Annotated in this window: 17 protein-coding genes; 10 read left to right on the top strand and 7 right to left on the bottom strand. The window is 37.5% G+C overall.

The annotated features are described in order from the left end of the window. Positions 1 to 22: 22 nt before the first annotated feature. From H4J76_RS17300 to H4J76_RS17255, 10 genes are all read left to right on the top strand, one after another. Positions 23 to 2,602 carry an RND family transporter gene (locus H4J76_RS17300; RefSeq protein WP_259364654.1) on the top strand — a complete coding sequence of 860 codons (2,580 nt, stop codon included), beginning with the start codon at positions 23 to 25 and terminating at the stop codon, positions 2,600 to 2,602. Positions 2,603 to 2,611: 9 nt separating this feature from the next. Continuing rightward, positions 2,612 to 3,403 carry an outer membrane lipoprotein-sorting protein gene (locus H4J76_RS17295; RefSeq protein ID WP_182216788.1) on the top strand — a complete coding sequence of 264 codons (792 nt, stop codon included), beginning with the start codon at positions 2,612 to 2,614 and terminating at the stop codon, positions 3,401 to 3,403. A 113-nt stretch (positions 3,404 to 3,516) separates the two neighbouring features. Next, entirely contained in the window at positions 3,517 to 4,821 is a 1,305-nt protein-coding gene (locus tag H4J76_RS17290) for a hypothetical protein (protein WP_182216786.1), read from the top strand. 142 nt (positions 4,822 to 4,963) lie between these two features. Next, positions 4,964 to 5,533: a hypothetical protein gene (locus H4J76_RS17285; RefSeq protein WP_182216784.1), complete on the top strand. Its 570-nt coding sequence runs from the start codon at positions 4,964 to 4,966 to the stop codon at positions 5,531 to 5,533. Between the two features lie 92 nt (positions 5,534 to 5,625). Further along, positions 5,626 to 6,255, top strand: coding sequence for a dUTP diphosphatase (locus H4J76_RS17280; protein ID WP_182216782.1), 630 nt, complete (start codon positions 5,626 to 5,628; stop codon positions 6,253 to 6,255). Between the two features lie 288 nt (positions 6,256 to 6,543). Next, positions 6,544 to 7,218 carry a DUF2726 domain-containing protein gene (locus tag H4J76_RS17275; protein ID WP_182216781.1) on the top strand — a complete coding sequence of 225 codons (675 nt, stop codon included), beginning with the start codon at positions 6,544 to 6,546 and terminating at the stop codon, positions 7,216 to 7,218. Between the two features lie 439 nt (positions 7,219 to 7,657). Further along, positions 7,658 to 8,368 (top strand): 5'-methylthioadenosine/S-adenosylhomocysteine nucleosidase, encoded by a 711-nt coding sequence (gene mtnN / locus H4J76_RS17270; RefSeq protein WP_182216779.1) that lies wholly within the window; start codon positions 7,658 to 7,660, stop codon positions 8,366 to 8,368. Positions 8,369 to 8,546: 178 nt separating this feature from the next. Next, entirely contained in the window at positions 8,547 to 9,530 is a 984-nt protein-coding gene (locus H4J76_RS17265) for a cobalamin biosynthesis protein (RefSeq protein ID WP_182216777.1), read from the top strand. Positions 9,531 to 9,535: 5 nt separating this feature from the next. Continuing rightward, positions 9,536 to 10,165, top strand: coding sequence for a trimeric intracellular cation channel family protein (locus tag H4J76_RS17260; protein WP_070375615.1), 630 nt, complete (start codon positions 9,536 to 9,538; stop codon positions 10,163 to 10,165). A gap of 138 nt (positions 10,166 to 10,303) precedes the next feature. Then, on the top strand, positions 10,304 to 11,290 hold the full coding sequence (locus tag H4J76_RS17255) for a sensor domain-containing diguanylate cyclase (protein ID WP_182216776.1): 987 nt from the start codon (positions 10,304 to 10,306) through the stop codon (positions 11,288 to 11,290). A gap of 17 nt (positions 11,291 to 11,307) precedes the next feature. Here the strand turns inward: H4J76_RS17255 and H4J76_RS17250 are convergent, their stop codons facing one another. The 7 genes from H4J76_RS17250 to H4J76_RS17220 form a co-directional block, all read right to left on the bottom strand. Continuing rightward, positions 11,308 to 11,631 (bottom strand): ribonuclease E inhibitor RraB, encoded by a 324-nt coding sequence (locus tag H4J76_RS17250; RefSeq protein WP_182216774.1) that lies wholly within the window; start codon positions 11,629 to 11,631, stop codon positions 11,308 to 11,310. Positions 11,632 to 11,698: 67 nt separating this feature from the next. Continuing rightward, positions 11,699 to 12,184 carry a hypothetical protein gene (locus H4J76_RS17245; RefSeq protein WP_182216772.1) on the bottom strand — a complete coding sequence of 162 codons (486 nt, stop codon included), beginning with the start codon at positions 12,182 to 12,184 and terminating at the stop codon, positions 11,699 to 11,701. After that, entirely contained in the window at positions 12,177 to 12,716 is a 540-nt protein-coding gene (locus H4J76_RS17240; protein ID WP_182216771.1) for a DUF4136 domain-containing protein, read from the bottom strand. The genes H4J76_RS17245 and H4J76_RS17240 overlap by 8 nt, the downstream gene beginning before the upstream one ends. A gap of 184 nt (positions 12,717 to 12,900) precedes the next feature. Further along, positions 12,901 to 13,422, bottom strand: a complete 522-nt coding sequence (locus H4J76_RS17235) for a nitrous oxide reductase accessory protein NosL (protein WP_182216769.1) — start codon at positions 13,420 to 13,422, stop codon at positions 12,901 to 12,903. Then, complete coding sequence (locus tag H4J76_RS17230; RefSeq protein ID WP_182216767.1) at positions 13,422 to 14,240, bottom strand: ABC transporter permease; 819 nt, start codon at positions 14,238 to 14,240, stop codon at positions 13,422 to 13,424. The genes H4J76_RS17235 and H4J76_RS17230 overlap by 1 nt, the downstream gene beginning before the upstream one ends. Next, positions 14,240 to 15,196 carry an ABC transporter ATP-binding protein gene (locus H4J76_RS17225; protein WP_182216766.1) on the bottom strand — a complete coding sequence of 319 codons (957 nt, stop codon included), beginning with the start codon at positions 15,194 to 15,196 and terminating at the stop codon, positions 14,240 to 14,242. Before H4J76_RS17225 ends, H4J76_RS17230 begins: the two co-directional genes overlap by 1 nt. A 12-nt stretch (positions 15,197 to 15,208) precedes the next feature. Further along, entirely contained in the window at positions 15,209 to 16,576 is a 1,368-nt protein-coding gene (locus tag H4J76_RS17220) for a nitrous oxide reductase family maturation protein NosD (RefSeq protein ID WP_404842417.1), read from the bottom strand. Positions 16,577 to 16,691 lie beyond the last annotated feature (115 nt).

The following is a 16,691-nucleotide window of genomic DNA, read 5'->3' as shown; positions in this document are numbered from 1 at the left end:
ACTTTTCAGTTAAGGATCCCTTTTGAATTACACCAGACTGCTGCAACTCGCTATTGAGAAACCTAAACTTGTTTACACCTTAGTCTTATTAATGGTGGCAATTAGTCTGGCGATGATGCCAAACCTTAAAATAGATACCGACCCTGAAAATATGCTGAGCAGTGATGCGCCAGCACGTGTTTTTCATAACCAAACAAAAGCTGACTTTCAAATGCGCGATATGATAGTCGTTGGAATTGTTAGTAACAATAGTATTTTTACTCCTAGTGCATTACAGGTTGTTGAGCAACTTTCAACAGAAATATTACAAATTGAAGGGGTTATTCAACAAGATTTATTATCCTTGAGTGTTGTTGACAATATTACCCAAGAAAAAAATAACCAAGGTGAAAATAACGGCATACGCTTTGAATATCTAATGAAGCAGGCACCGTCTTCACTCGAAGGCAGCTTAGCCATTCAACAAGCCGTAAAACGCTTACCTATGCTTAACAACACCATAGTTTCTGGAGACAACAAAGCGATAGCGATTTACGTGCCTATTCAAGCCAAAGACATGAGTTATAATATTGCCGAAAAAATTCGTACTATCAGTGGCAATTTTCCCGCAGAGTTGGTGGCTAATGTAGACTTTCATATCACAGGTTTACCTGTCGCTGAAGACCAATTTGGCTATGAGATGTTTGTTCAAATGGGTGTTGCAGCTCCACTTGCTGGTTTAGCTATTTTTGTTTTACTTTGGTACTTTTTTCGCAATTTTCCGTTAATAATTGCACCTATGGTGGTCGCGATGGCTACGGTGATTATAGTCATGGGCTCACTCATCGGTATGGGCTTTACTGTTCATATTATGTCATCAATGATCGCTATATTCTTAATGCCAATAGCAGTGGTTGACTCAGTTCATATTCTCTCTGAATTTGCTGAAAAATATAAAACAGGTGATGATGCCGGCGATGTTGTAAAAGGTGTCATGAAGCATTTATATACGCCAATGCTTTATACATCAATCACCTCTGCTATCGGTTTTTATTCGTTAATGCTAACCCCTATTCCGCCGGTAAAAGTCTTTGGTGCTTTTATTGGTACTGGTATTTTATTGGCATTCGCGCTGACAATTATTTACGTCCCTGCTTATATTTCTCGTTTAAAACCTGAAACTTTAGCCAAATTGCATGACGCTATAGTGCGTATGGAGAAAAAAGGCAGATTAGCCAATGTATTAGAACGGTTAGGCAGTTTTGCTACTCAAAAAACCAAGCTTATTCTTATCGGCTTTGTTGCCTTATTTTTAATTAGTATTGAAGGCGTTAGTCGTATTGAAATTAATGATAATCCTGTTAATTGGTTTAAAGCGGATCACGAAATAAGAATTGCTGACAAGGTACTTAATGAACATTTTGCTGGTACTTATGATGCTTGGTTAGTGTTTAACAATAACGAGGGTGACAATAACGGCGAGGTAAAAAAATTCAAAGAAGTTCTGGCAACGTTTACCGCTGATTCAGCTAGCGCTAAAAAAATTCATACCTTTATAAATAACGTTAACTCGGCTAAAAAAGAGTCATTATTCAATCAGCATTTGTTGGTTTTATTAGATGACTTAACGTTTTCTGCCCCTGATAAAGACCAGGTTATTATTGAGCAGTTAGTCAATATTGCTGATAGCGCTTTCAACGACAGCAAAGTATTTCTAGACCCCACGTTATTAAACTGGCAAAGCGACTTTCAACAAGCGTTACTAGCTACAGGTTTAGTTGGTAAAAGTAATGGCTTGGCTGATATCGTTAAAACGGTCAATCGTGAGCTTTTCTCCGGTGAAGATAAAGACTTTACTCTACCTGAAACAAGCAATGGCGTGGCGCAAACATTATTGCAATATCAGTCATCACATCGTCCACAAGACTTATGGCATTTTGTCACTAAAGATTACCAAAAAAGTCTCTTATGGTTGCAAATGACTAGTGGCGACAATCAACACACTACCAAAGTTGTTAACTGGACAGAGACTTACATTACCAACAATCCAATGCCAAAAAATATTAGTTATCAATGGGCAGGTAAATCTTATTTAAACATTGTTTGGCAAGACGCTATGGTAAATGGGATGATCGACAGTCTATTGTCTTCATTTGTCATCGTTTTCTTGATGATGGTTTTACTGTTTCGGTCTTTCAAGTACGGTATTTTAGCCATGTTGCCGCTAACACTTACTATTTCGATGATCTATGGATTAATTGGCTGGATAGGTAAAGACTATGATATGCCTATCGCGGTGTTGTCGGCGCTCACATTAGGACTATCTATCGATTTTGCCATTCATTTTCTCCAACGTGCACGAGAATTAGAGAAAGAACTGGGCAGCTTAACACAAGCATTAACCGCAATGTTCCAAGAGCCAAGCCGAGCAATTTCACGCAATGCAATAGTTATTGCGGTTGGTTTTACCCCATTATTACTTTCACCATTAATGCCTTATATTACCGTTGGTTTTTTCCTGGCGAGTATTATGGCGCTATCGGCGTTAGTTACTTTAGTGCTATTGCCGGCATTAATGACCCTTTTTGCTGGTAAGCAAAACCTAAAAACTGAACAACTATAGGATATAAAGATGAAATATTTATCAAAACTATTGATACTGGTCTACTCCCTTTCAAGTTTTGTTGGCCATGCTGGCGATCTAACCGATGCTAATAAAATTATTACTAAGGCAAATTTAGCCTCATATTATTCTGCTGATGATGGTAGTGCCCAAGCACGTATGATTATTGTTGATGCGCAGGGTAATAAGCAGATGCGACAATTTACCATCTTGCGTAAAGACCAAACCGATTTAGGTAACCAAGACATTTTAGTGTTCTTCTCTCGCCCCACCGATGTCCAAGGTACGGTATTTCGTGTAGTTAAAAAAGTCACAAGCGATGACGACCGCTGGTTGTACTTGCCAGCACTAGATTTAGTAAAACGTATTTCAGCCGGTGATAAGCGTACTTCTTTTGTTGGCGCACATTTTTTTTATGAGGATGTTTCAGGCAGAAACCCCGCAGAAGATAACTTTACCCTGTTAAAAACTGATAACAACTTTTATACGATCAAGGCTCAGCCTAAAGATCTAAACAGTGTTGAATTTGATCATTATATTGTCAGTGTTGATAAAAACACTTTTTTACCGATGCAAGTTGACTTTTATGACAGCCAAGGTAAAAAATCACGTTCTCTGCAAGTATTAAAAACTGAAGTTATTGATGGTTTTACCACGGTTATGCATTCAAAAATAACTCAACACTCCGATGGTAGCTATACTGAAATGCAATTTAGAAATGTTAAATATAATGTTGGCTTACCCAATGATATTTTTTCTGAGCGCAGTTTACGTAACCCACCGAAAGAGTGGTTAGATTAATCAGCTAAGGGTGATCGTATGAACTCATCCTGACCCGTTTTAGCTGCTGAAATTAATTCAGTATCGTGATTATTAGTCTTTATATCGCTTAACAAAAAATGGACAAAATTATCGTGCAAAAATCAGTAAAAAATTTCTTTTTTCTAGTGAGCAGCCTCTGTGTCGTTAGCGCAAGTTTTGCCGCTAATGTTCTCGCAAACGAAACAGATAATTGGGGTGATGAGTGGAGCGAAGCAACAGTTTCACCTTGGAAGTTTTCAGGTTTTGTTGAAGCAGGTTATGGCTATTTATTACAGGATAATATTGTTGAGTCAAACGCATCATTAAGTGAAATCACCACACGCGTTAATCTTGATTACAGTCATGAATCTTTTGAGCTGGTTTCAAAAGCAGAGTTAATTTATGACGATGTATTAAAAAATACTTTTTTGCAAACACGCGAATTAAATATCCGTTTTAGCCCCTCGGATAAAACAGATGTTAAGTTAGGTCGGCAAATTCTGACATGGGGTACCGGTGATTATATTTTCCTTAACGACTTGTTTGCAAAAAACTGGCAATCATTCTTCTCAGGACGTGATGACCAATATCTAAAAGCGCCTTCAGATAGTGCGAAAGGTACTTGGTATATTGGTCACTATTCACTTGATCTCACTTGGACTCCTGAGTTCACCCCTGATGTTTATATCACTGGCGAACGTTTTTCTTTTTATTCACCGCAAGGGCATGCCATAGTTGCACCCGCTGATAATTTTAGGGTAAAAAAAACCAATAAAGCACAATTTTCAGCGCGCCTTGCGACTAACAATAATGGCGTGGAATATGCGCTGTATGGTTATAAAGGTTTTTGGCCAACTCCCGTAGGTATTACAGAAGATAACAGTCAGCCATCACAAGCTTATTTTCCAGAAATGAATGCTTGGGGAGCCAGTGTTCGATTGTCATTAGCCGGCGGATTATTTAATGCTGAATATGCAAGTTATAACAGTATTGAGGATAATAACGGCACTAACCCTTTTATTGCGAATGGTCAAAATAGGTTTTTAGTGGCGTTTGAAAGAGAAGTAATTAAAAACCTGACCGCTAGCGTTCAGTTCTATGTTGAGCAAACCAAACATTATCAGCAATTTATTAGCCATTCTGCTACGCCAGCAACAGAAGTCGATGAAAACCGTCAATTATTAACCTTTCGCTTAACCTACAGAACATTGCAGCAAAAATTAATTTATAGCGTTTTTAACTTTTATTCTCCCACAGACAAGGATGGTTATCTTAAACCTTCAATAACTTATCGCTATAGCGATAAGTGGTTATTCTCGGCTGGGGCGAATTTATTTTGGGGTGAAGAAAAGTATACTTTTTTTGGTCAACATCAACAAAACAGCAATGCTTGGCTTAGAGTAAAAGCCCACTTTTAAATGACGCCAGCACTAAAGGCTCAATGTCTACAGAATTAATCTGACAATAACTTACAGTTTTTCAGCATATCCTAACAATTAGATCACTGAAACTTACCCGTAATAAGATGAGAATGGCTGTAAATCTTCTGTTGAGCTTATTATGAAAAAAATTATTATCGTCATCTGTTTTAACATTTTGTTTTCTTTGAACAGTTACGCAATGAAATCTAATGATTATATTATTTCTATTAAGCATGCAACTAACGACAGTGACTATTATTCAAGTGTTGGCGTAGAGGTAATTCATCGTAAACTTAATAGTTATTTAGGTTTCTCGGTTAATAGCTCAATAGGCTATGCAAGGGTTACCGATACCTTTGATTATCAACATGGTTTTATTGCATGGGAAGGCGGTATAAAAATAGGTTATTTTTCTAACTTTAGTCTTTATGCTGAATTTGGCGTTGATCTGCTTGAGCTTGCCTTTAATGATCGAAGTGACGATGACTATTCACATAGAAATAAGGGCTATAGTACAGATTTCGAAAATGATAACTTTGACCATCATTACAATGACAACGATTCAGATGGCTATATAGGGATTGGTAGTTCGATGATGATTGAGCAAATAAAAGTTACAGCATTTGTTCGTTTTCGTGAAATAAGTGGTTATAACTGGCAAGCAAAAAACTATGCCTTTAGCGGTATTGAGTTAGCGGTAGTTTTTTAATTAAATTACCATCGTTTGTTTGTTTGCTTGTTTCTTTCTTTTCTCTACGGCAAAATAGTCCCCATAGATATTTACAAATAATAGAGAAAAAAATGAGCGTAAATTCAGCAGCACAAAATCAAATAAAACAAATGCTAACCATGCAAGACGCGATGAATACTCGTGTTAGTGATACCTGGCAAGAAAATGGTTATGAGTGGTATCGCGCCATTTGGGTTGAGTGTGCTGAAATGTTAGACCATCACGGATGGAAATGGTGGAAACATCAAGAAATAGATATTGCGCAAGTGCAACTGGAGTTGGTTGATATTTTTCATTTTGGATTAAGCTTACGTTTAATGACAGGCGAAACCGTTACAAGTATTACTGACACCTTAGCAACAGAACTCACTGAAAGCTCAGGCGAAAAAGATTTTAAAATTGCCCTTGAAAACCTAGCGTCAGCCGCCGTTACTAACAAAAGTTTTGATGCGATTGCCTTAGCTGATTGTATGCGTTTGATGAATATGGACCTAGATGAATTATTTCGTCAATATGTTGGCAAAAACACCTTGAATTTTTTCCGTCAAGACCACGGTTATAAAGAAGGGACATATATCAAAGTTTGGCATGGCGAAGAAGACAATGAAGTATTAGCTAATTTAGTTAATACCTTAGATGCCAGTGCAAGTGATTTTCAGCAACAACTTTATGCAGCACTTGAGGCAAAATACCCAGCATAATTATTCGCTCAAAACCTAATGAAGACTCTAGATAAATAATAACTAGAGTCTTTTATCCCCCACCCTTCTCCCATGCTCAAACAGTCTTTTAGCTTAAAGTATATAGAATAAATTCTACTTTCCGAACGGTCATTAAAACAACTCTTTTATATTAAGATCTGTCGCATAAATTTAACCTAGCCAAGGGTTATTAAAAGAATCTAGCAAAATTATGATCTGTGGCACAAATTCTGCTTATTCAACAGTTATTAAGAAGACCGTCAAGAATTTGAACCGCCGGAGCAGTGTATGGAATTAATTCTCTTTGCCATGATCAGCCTAATTGTTATTGTCGCTTTGTTAGCTAGCCGTTTAAACGACAATAGTTTTCCTTTTCCATTTGATAAAAAGCAAAGTCTTTTTACGCCAGCAGAGAAGAATTTTCAGAATTTGCTCGAACAAGCCCTTGGTGGTAAATACCGTATTATTAATCGAGTAAAACTTGCTGATATTGTCACTATTCGTCATGGTGTGTCGAACAGAGCAAGCCAAACAGCATCAGCGAATGCCGAAAGTAAATACTTAGACTTTGCTATTTGTGATCGTGAGAGTATGAAGCTATGTGGCGTTATTGACTTAGTTGATACCCAAGGTAAAGGCTATAAAATCAAAAAAGACTGGTTTGTCAGCGGCGCATTAGAAGCATCTTCAATTCCTCATATTCGTATTAAAGTGAAAACTAATTATACCGTTGACGAGATCCGCGCTTGTATTTACAGTCGACTTTTAGGAAACAGACCACCAGAGCCAAAAATTAAAGGAAAAATTATTCCTGCTCCCATGCTAAAACCTCGACCCAATAGAAATAGAGAAGAAGTTGGCGCTTTGTCTCCTATTGCCGCTCGTGCGCAATTAGGCTCATCAACAGGCAATGCTATGTCGCAACGTATCCCTGCACCGCAAGTAGCCGCATTACCTCATTAAACTCTACAATAAAATTAACTCATTATTAAAATAAAAAGTCAGCGATTTAAATCGCTGACTTTTTTGTTTTCCCTTAGATAGAATTAACGTGCTTGGCAGTTTTAATGCCATAAAGGCTGAGAGTGGCAATGTGATCGTAATATATCGTTGACGTATAATCTTGTGCCTATTGAACTCATACATAGAAAGACAGGGTGTCTGAGAAAGGCCATCCTGAACATATACGCTCTTTGCCATCTCGGTAACTGCTCCTGCGTTACTCTACTTCCTACATCCATGTAATCACAGCACCGCGTTATACCGTTGACGTGCAAGGATGCACTAATGCCTAGAAAGACAGGATGTCTGAGAAAGGCCATCCTCAACATAAATATACGACATCTGGGAATCTTCACGTTATAATTGTTTTATTAGATGTTATCAACGAATTGGAAATAAAATGAAAGCAGGAATAATTGGCGCAATGGAGCCAGAAGTTGCTATTTTAAAAGCAAAATTAACTCATGCAGTAACAACCGAACATGCAGGTTATACCTTTTATCAAGGGCAACTCAACGGCAGTGATGTCGTTATTGTACAATCGGGTATTGGTAAAGTGGCTGCTGCCTTAGCAACCGCGATTTTAATTGATAAGTTCCAGCCTGACTATATTGTTAATACTGGCTCTGCTGGTGGTTTTGAACAATCACTAAAAGTAGGCGATATTGTCATTAGTTCAGAAGTTCGCTATCACGATGTCGATGTTACCGCTTTTGGCTATGAGATTGGTCAGTTACCAGGCAATCCAGCTGCCTATATTCCTCACCCGACACTCGTTAAAGCCGCACAGGCAGGTGTTGCTGAATTAGAAAATATCCAGACCTTACTGGGTTTAATCACTACCGGCGATACCTTTATGACTGCTGATGATGATATTGCTAAAGCCCGCGCTAACTTTCCGACTATGGCCGCGGTTGAAATGGAAGGAGCCGCAATTGCTCATACCTGTCATCAATTTAAGGTGCCTTTTGTGGTTATTCGTTCTATGTCTGATATAGCAGGTAAAGAGTCTCCTACCTCCTTTGAAGCTTATTTAGAAACAGCTTCGGTGAATTCATCTCAGTTAGTTGAAAATATGCTCGACGCATTGCAAGGTAAAAAGTTAACTTAAGCCCTAAGTTTAATCGATACCAACTCCACTAATTTTGTGAGCTTGTTCGCGCAAGGAGAATATATCAAGGCAAGGCTGACGATTTTCTAATCACTGGCTATAGGCGTTGAGTGCGCCGCAGGTTTGGAGTATTTTAACCCGCATAAGTGAGCAATAATTTAATGGAATGGCTATAAATATGACTGCTAATAATCTAACAAACTTAATTGATATCAGCCCTTTCGCCTATTCAGTTGTCATGCTTTACGGTGTTATTTTGGTTAAGCTTTTTACTGGCTATTTAGCGAGTCATCAACCCTTAAGGTTTTTTCGAATTTTTTGCGATCAGCTCGCCAAAAAAGTCAATAAAAGTAAGAATACTGACCGTCAGCGTTTTATTTCTGGTTTAATTGCTATTGTAGTTAGCCTTACGCCTATAGTCATTATTCTTTGGTTATTTGAAGCTTTTGTTGAGGCCACCTGGCTTTGGCAGGGATTTTTACTTTATCTTGCCTTAGGCTGTTTACAACTAGGAAAAACAAGTAAAGAGATTGCCAAGTTAATTGTCGCCAACAAAAATTTCGAGGCTAAACAGTTATTAAACCCCTGGCTGTTGCGAAATACCGAACAGCTTTCCTCTTTAGGCTTAGCAAAGAGCTGTATTGAAATGTTATTGCTTCGAGCGGTGCAAAATCTATTCACTATTAGCTTGGTATTTTTACTTTTTGGTCCGCTTACTGCTTTAGTTTGTCGATTGCTTATTGAGATGCATTACAGCTGGAATAACAAACAAAATAGTTTTCAACCTTTTGGCGACAGTGTTGCTTTTATTGTCAACATTATACAATGGCTACCTAGCCGTATTTTTTCATTAATCCTGCTGTTTGGTTGTATTGGCAAAAATTTCGTTTTATTTTTTCGGTTAAATCGCCGCTACTTTTTTCAATTAAATAATAGCTATGTGCTCAATTTATTTGCCTTGTCATTAGAGGTTAAACTTGGTGGTGTGGCTATGTATCAAAATATAAAATTACGTAAAACAAGTTACAACGATCACGGAAGGCAGCCTCAAGCTACTGATATTATTCATGCCAGCAAACGTATTAGCCAAGTGTTCTATTTTTGTTTTCTATTTTTAACACTACTGACATTATTTATTTACTCGTTCAATATCAATAGGTAACAAACATGTATGAACTTCTTTACTGGTTAGATTTATTTGGTATTGTTGTCTTTGCCTTATCGGGTGCATTAATGGCGGGGCGGTATAAGCTCGACCCTTTTGGTGTTGTCGTATTAGCCGCAGTGACAGCGATTGGCGGCGGTACCATCCGCGATATTACTTTAGATACGCCAGTATTTTGGGTTGCCAATCCCATTTATCTTTATGTTATTTTATTAACTGCAGTGTTAACAATTATCATTATTCGCCGTCCTAAGCGTATTCCAAAGCGCTTTTTACTGATTGCTGATGCATTTGGTTTAGCATTATTTGCTGTTTTAGGAACTGAGAAATCATTAAGTTTAGGCGCTCCTGTATTTGTTGCTGTTGTAATGGGCACCATTACCGGTGTTGCTGGTGGGATGATCCGTGATGTTATATGTAATGTTATTCCAATGATCTTACAAAAAGAAATTTATGCTACTGCTGCGATCTTAGGCGGCTCTTTGTATGCGTTATTTCGATACTTAGCTTGGCCAGAAAATATCGCCATCATTTCTGCAATTCTTGGCGCATTAACGCTGAGACTAGCCGCTATTTATTGGCGAGTTTCACTGCCAGCGTTTCATATTGTTGAAAAAGAAGAAAGTAAATAATGCCAGCTCAGTGCTTTACAGATGTCGATAAGTTGTTTGTTTCTGTTAGATAATTAAGAGATACTAAAGACTAATTTTTAATCACTTTATGATTTCATTAAGCGACTAAGCCATTAATAACACTCATCGAACTATTTTATGACTGATAAAGATAAAATCATTGAAAAACTATCCAACAAAATAGTCATGTTAACTCAAGAAAATGAGCTTATTAAAGATGAACATAAAAAATTAACTGAGTACTTATCCGCGGCTCTAGATAGAACTGGTTTATTTATCTGGGAGCAACACATACCTAGTGGGCAGTTAAAAATATTAGATCAAGCGTTTGGTAGCATGTGCGGTTTTGAAACCAATGAAATTGAATCAACAGTATCCTCTTGGAAAAACAACTTACATCCAGATGATAAAGAAAAAGTTATCGCTGCATTTGAAGAGCATTTAGCGGGAATAACACCCTACTTTTATATGACTTACCGTATGAAGCACAAGGACGGAGGTGATGTATGGGTATCTGATCGCGGTAGGGTTATTGAATTTGATGATGATAATAATCCTTTACGTATGACAGGAACACATACTGATATTACCCAAGAAAAACTTTATGAATTAGAGTTAGCTCAATATGCTAATTTAGATCCGCTCACTAATTTACTGAACAGAAAAGCCCTTCAACATAATTTTGAAGTCTACACTAACACCAGTAAATATTGTGGTGGTGCCTTATTTTTTATTGACTTAGACGATTTTAAATCAATAAATGATATTTATGGACATAAAGTGGGCGATAAATTACTGCTGCATGTTACCAGTAACTTTGATGCCTTAGCACCAACAGACGCCTTAATTGCCCGATTCGGAGGTGATGAATTCGCGATTATTTGTAAAACAACCGATAGACTAGCCCTTGAATTATTAGCGCAGTCGATCTTAACAATATTAGCTAAACCCACTGAAATTGAAGGGATAAAAATATCAATTAATTTAAGTATCGGGATATGCGTTTTTGAAAAAAATAATGAAAGCTTTGCCAATATCTATGAGAGAGCTGACAAAGCGATGTACTCGGTGAAACGAAAAGGCAAAAATCATTATGCCTTTTGGGACGAAGACAAAGAAAGTTAAACGTCGAATTCCTCTGTTTAAGCCTCCATTCCCCAGCCATCGTTATAGCCATTATACTTTGCAGCAAGTTGTTCAAGCTGTGCTTCTTGCGCGACAATCCCATCGTAGCAAGGTAGCATTTTTACAGTGCAATCTAAATCCCAAACATTAGGTGTTTCATCAGGATGAATGACTAATTCCATTTCAGGTGCATGTTCTGCTAAATAATCAGCCATTGCTTGGGCTTGTTCTTTTTTTTCGAACAATTGAAAAAACACGACGGGATGAATAATAGACAAATCAATACCAGCATCTTGCATTTCAGCCAAAATTTGGCCTGTTTCATCATTTGGAAAGGTCATAAAAGTTATTATCTGGGTAAAAAGTACTTCATTATAAACCGCTATTTTCTTCAACTCCACAGGAGAGTTAATTATTAATGTTTGAGTAGCTGCATAAATTATTCTGACAACTCAATTGACTCTTTGCGGGGTAGCGAGGACACCTTGCCACTGAACTCGACTCACCTGCTGTTTTCGCTAATAAAGAGGCGCCAATGGTATTAATAGCAAAGGCACATGTTAACTCTCCAAAGGTAATGTTAACTAACACACATTGTTTTTTTGATGAGCAGGTTAAATTTTCTAGCAATATTTTTTGTTTGACCGAGACAAAGGTTTTACTTGTTAATGTATTCGTCTTGGCAGCAACGTTAACAAGAGAGGTTTCAATAACCGTGTTAAGCTTGTGTTTATTTCTTTTTTCTTTGCTTTTTTGAGCAGCCCTTTCCTGATCAAGCTGATGTTTTAAGTGCGTTGTTGCTATTTCATGCTCTTTTAATAAATACCCTAAGCCTAATAAAATAGTAATAAAAATCACTACGGCTATCAGTGTTATCGTTAACCATTTAAGCATTGTTAGCTTTACTTGCATCACGAGAATGAGGATATTTATCTATCATCGCATCAATAGCCCGGTAAATTTTCAATTGAGCCTCTCTACTATTATCGGTTTTAGCATTAATTTTCAAAGGGTAAACACTTCGCCAAACTGAACGTTTTTTTTCAGGGTCAAGTACATCAATAATTAAACTTCCCGGTTTAGTTTGCCACTGTTTTTTGTCCGCTTGCGCTTCACCGCCACGCAAACAAAGAGAACAATAAAGCACCCCTTTATTGTAGGTTAATAATTCCTTAGTGTTTTCATTAACAAGATGATAAGTAATCACAATATCAGCATCATCTAGCGTATTATAAATAAAACCATTCTTATCTAATACTTGCTCTATGGCTAATTCAATACTGTTACGCGTGGTATAACTAATATTTTGAAACTGGCCAAAGTCAGAGTTACGCTTATAAAAAGCGTAGCTGCTTACCTTTGAAAAATTAAAGTTAGTTTGATATTTTGAAATGGCCGGTTGGTATAATGTACAACCTGAGAGCATTAGTGCTGAAAAGCATAGCAAGGTTATTAAAAAAATAAGCTGAAAAGATATTGGCTGGCTATTTTTAATCAAGAATAAAAGGCATAGATAATGAAAAGGATAACTTTAGCCTACCCTGCTGAAAAAAAATTACAACTATTTGCGCAAGTAATAAAATAACAGCAGAGCGTTTTGTGTAAATAGCTTACATCAACACAGATAAATCAACTTGGGTAAAATTAATGACCTTACCACCAAATTCAGCTGCAAAGGTTTGCGCATCTTTTTGTTTACTAAAACTTGCCAGCGTTTTACCCATCGCACCTGTTTTAATTGAGCCAGCAACAAACCATGCGTTGCGGGCATCAATAAAGTATTGGTCATTTGGTGTTTTCCACGGTGATTTACTCATATCGTGTACTAATATGGTGGTAACATTTCGCTTATTCTCAGGGTCTAAGTAAAAGCTAAACATATCGCGAGTCGAGCAAAACTTTTTCACACTATCGCCTTCCGCTTTAGTAAGACCCTTTCTAAATAATTCCCCTTTAGGACCACTAAAGTTTGAAATTAACATCCCACACAAATGACATTCATCGGCCGTTTCTATCGCCACGGCTTCATGTAACGATTGGGCGACCTCGTCATTTTTAGAACACGCAGACAGCAGTGCTGCCAACAATAGGGTTATCAATAAAAGGGGTAAGCTAGGCTTTAAAATATTCATTAGAGTGTTTTTTTCCTAAAAATAAAAATGGCAATAATGATAGGTACCATGACCCATGCCAGTAAAATGCTAAATAATTGCCCTTGTGACAGACTCGATTTTATTGCAATCGCTAAAGCGCCATTAACGTCACCACTATCAAGGCCGGCAAGATTTACTAATCTAAATATATCGGCTGGATTTAGCATCATTAATTGGGTAAGTCCCTGCTGGCTAATACCTTGTTCCACACCGACCAATAACGCCAGCAACGCTAAATCAAAAACTAACGCAAAGAAAAACCAAGTGATTAAAGCAAAACCCGCTGCTTTTGATTTTTCACTTACCGATAAACTGATCAAATAAGCGATGGCAGTAAAACTTAAACCTAATAAAACAGCACTCCCAATAAAGGTAGCAAAAACATTAAAAACGGCACTGTCGTTTAGTTGATAATATAATATTAGCGCCGACGAGCCAAAGCCCAAAAGGGTTGCAAGTGCAATAATACCGCCTTGTCCTAAAAACTTACCTAATAACAGTTGGCTTTTACTTAAGGGATAAGTCAACAATAATAACAAGGTGCCGCTTTCTTGTTCACCCACAAAACTGTCGTAACTGAGCAGTAATGCAATGAGTGGAATAAGAAATACCGCTAAACTGGCCAGACTCGCTATCGTTGTTGATAAAGAGGTTACGCCTACTGTCCCTGACGCTGCAGCACCAAAATAGGTCAAACCAATAGACAAAATAGCAAAAATAACAGTAATTGACACTAGCCAACGGTTACGTAAACCATCATGAAATTCTTTGTTGGCAACGGCTAATATTTGTTTCATTAGCGGGGCTCCTTAACGGTATTTTTATTATCGACATGTTCAGCTAAATGGCGTGATAAATAAAATTGATAAACTTGCTCTAAATTGGCCGAATCAACTCTGACATCTTTAATCGCTTGATAACTCAGTAACTGACGCAAGGTCGCTAATTTATCTTGCTCAGGTACCGTCAGTAAATCACTATGATTTTTATCTACTAAAAATTTAGCCAATTTAGGATCGCCTTGAAGCGAACCATTTAAACCTTCAACTTTGATGGTTACGGGCAAGGCGGCGGCTTGGCGTAACTCTTCTAAAGAGCCCATAGCAAGGACTTTTCCGGAAGATAATATCATCGCTCGGTCAATATGTTGTTCAACACCGGGTAAAACGTGTGAACATAAAATAACACTGGTTCCTTGGCTTTTTAGATCATCAACCGTTTTATAAAAATCAGCGGTTGCCATAGGATCTAAGCCAACAGTGGGTTCATCAAGCAACAACAGAGCTGGATTGCCGATAAAAGCCTGTGCTAACCCTAAACGTTGCCTCATTCCTTTTGAATACGTTTTAACTTGCCGCTTCATGGCATGAGCAACCCCAACTTGCTCGAGTAAAGCCATTGCATGTTTTTTGTCAAAGCCCTTAAGTTTAGCAAAATAACTAAGCACTTCTAAACCGGTTAATTGCTCATAAAAACTAACATTTTCAGGTAAATAACCAATTTTAGCGCGCATGTGCCAAGCTTCTTTAGAATCTGGTGCCATCCCCATCACTTTAACATTGCCATGACTTGGCGTAATAACGCCAAGAATAAGCTTCATCATGGTGGTTTTACCCGCACCATTATGACCAAAAAGTCCTAAGACTTCTCCCTGTGAAAGTTGCATATCAACAGAGTCTAGTGCTGTTAATTTGGGATATTTTTTACCCACGTTAGTTAGTTTAACCAGAGGTGTTTTGTCTGTAGTGTTCATCAATTTATATCCTTAATGCTCTGCACGTTGCACAACAGCAGATTGATTATCTGCCGTGTCAGTTTTTAGTGCCTCGGCATTAATCTTTTGTACCCTTGAGAAATTTTCATCAGTATTTCGGTGATGTGGTGAGGACATCAACGGAAAACTGTCTTTCACACCGGGTGGTTTTAGTACTGGAAATTGACGTTGCACCCATCGCAGAATAATAATCGCGGGGCTGTCCATTAGCATTTTCATTTCTGGGTATTGCCAAACTAATTTGTCGATACCATCGTTTGGTTCAAACATAACATCGCCAATGTTATCGTTATTCATATCCCAGCCTAGGTAATTACTCCAGTAATTACCTTTACCCGCTAAGCTCCACTCTTGCTTTTTATTGGAAACGTACTTAACTTGTGTCGGGTTATTAATAAAACTGTTACCGTAAATTTTAATATTTTCTGAACCAGCCGTTAAATGAATGCCTATTTCAGCGCCTTCGACAAGATTGTTTTTTAAAGTGTTATAACCTGAATTATAAACAAAGAGCCCTTTACCATCACGGCCTAATACTTTATTTTCAGGCTTTGTCCAAACACGTTTAACAATATTATTGCTGATAGTTGACTGTGTTATATAATTAAATAAAAAACCATAATCTTCACTGTCTATCGTTGTATTCCCGCTGATAATTAATCGCCTAGAGCTCATTAGTGCATAGCCAGCTCGCGTGTTATAAGCAAAATTATTAATTACCGAATTGTCGTATGAATACATATAATGAATGCCATATCGTAAGTCGTGCAGAGTATTATTTTCTAAAATATTCTCTTGACTAGAAATAATATAAAGCCCATCACGGGTGTTAAATATTTCATTTCCTCGGACTTCAGCATGTTTCACGATAGAAAGCTGAATACCGTTACCTCTATCGGCTGAGCGTAAGCTCAAATTACCTTCAACAGTATTATCAAGGACTTTTATGTGTTCGCTTTTTTGTAACCAAATACCAAAGCCATCACCTTTAAGCTTGTTGTTTTTAATCACTATATGGCTGGATTTTTTTTCAGAATAAATAGCAGAATGTTGCTCAGTAAGGTTACTTCCCCAATTAACTATGGTGAGATTTTTTATGGTGATGTTAGAGTTTTTCAGTAGCAAAGCATGACCATCACCTTGCGCATCAATAATCACTTTGCCTAAATCATCACGCTGGGCTGAAAGTGTAATCGAATGTTCAATAATGAAGTTGCCTAAATAACGACCGGGAGTAAGAATAACAACATCACCATCAACGGCTTTATCAAGCTGTTGTTGTAAATTGTCTTGTGGCGTCAGCTTAATATTTTCAGCGCAAAGCGGCTTAATAAAAAGACAAAACACACTAATAAATATAAACACTGATTTGCATTTTACCAAGAGACAACCACCAAAAATCAATAATATTTGTAAGTAAAAAAAGCATATCACCTTTTAATGATATGCCCTTGATCTGGATTAACTTCGTTAA

The organism is Colwellia sp. BRX9-1 (assembly GCF_014077195.1).
Lineage (GTDB): Bacteria > Pseudomonadota > Gammaproteobacteria > Enterobacterales > Alteromonadaceae > Colwellia_A.
The sequence above is the reverse complement of the archived record's forward strand: the minus strand, read 5'-3'. Positions and strand labels throughout refer to the sequence as shown.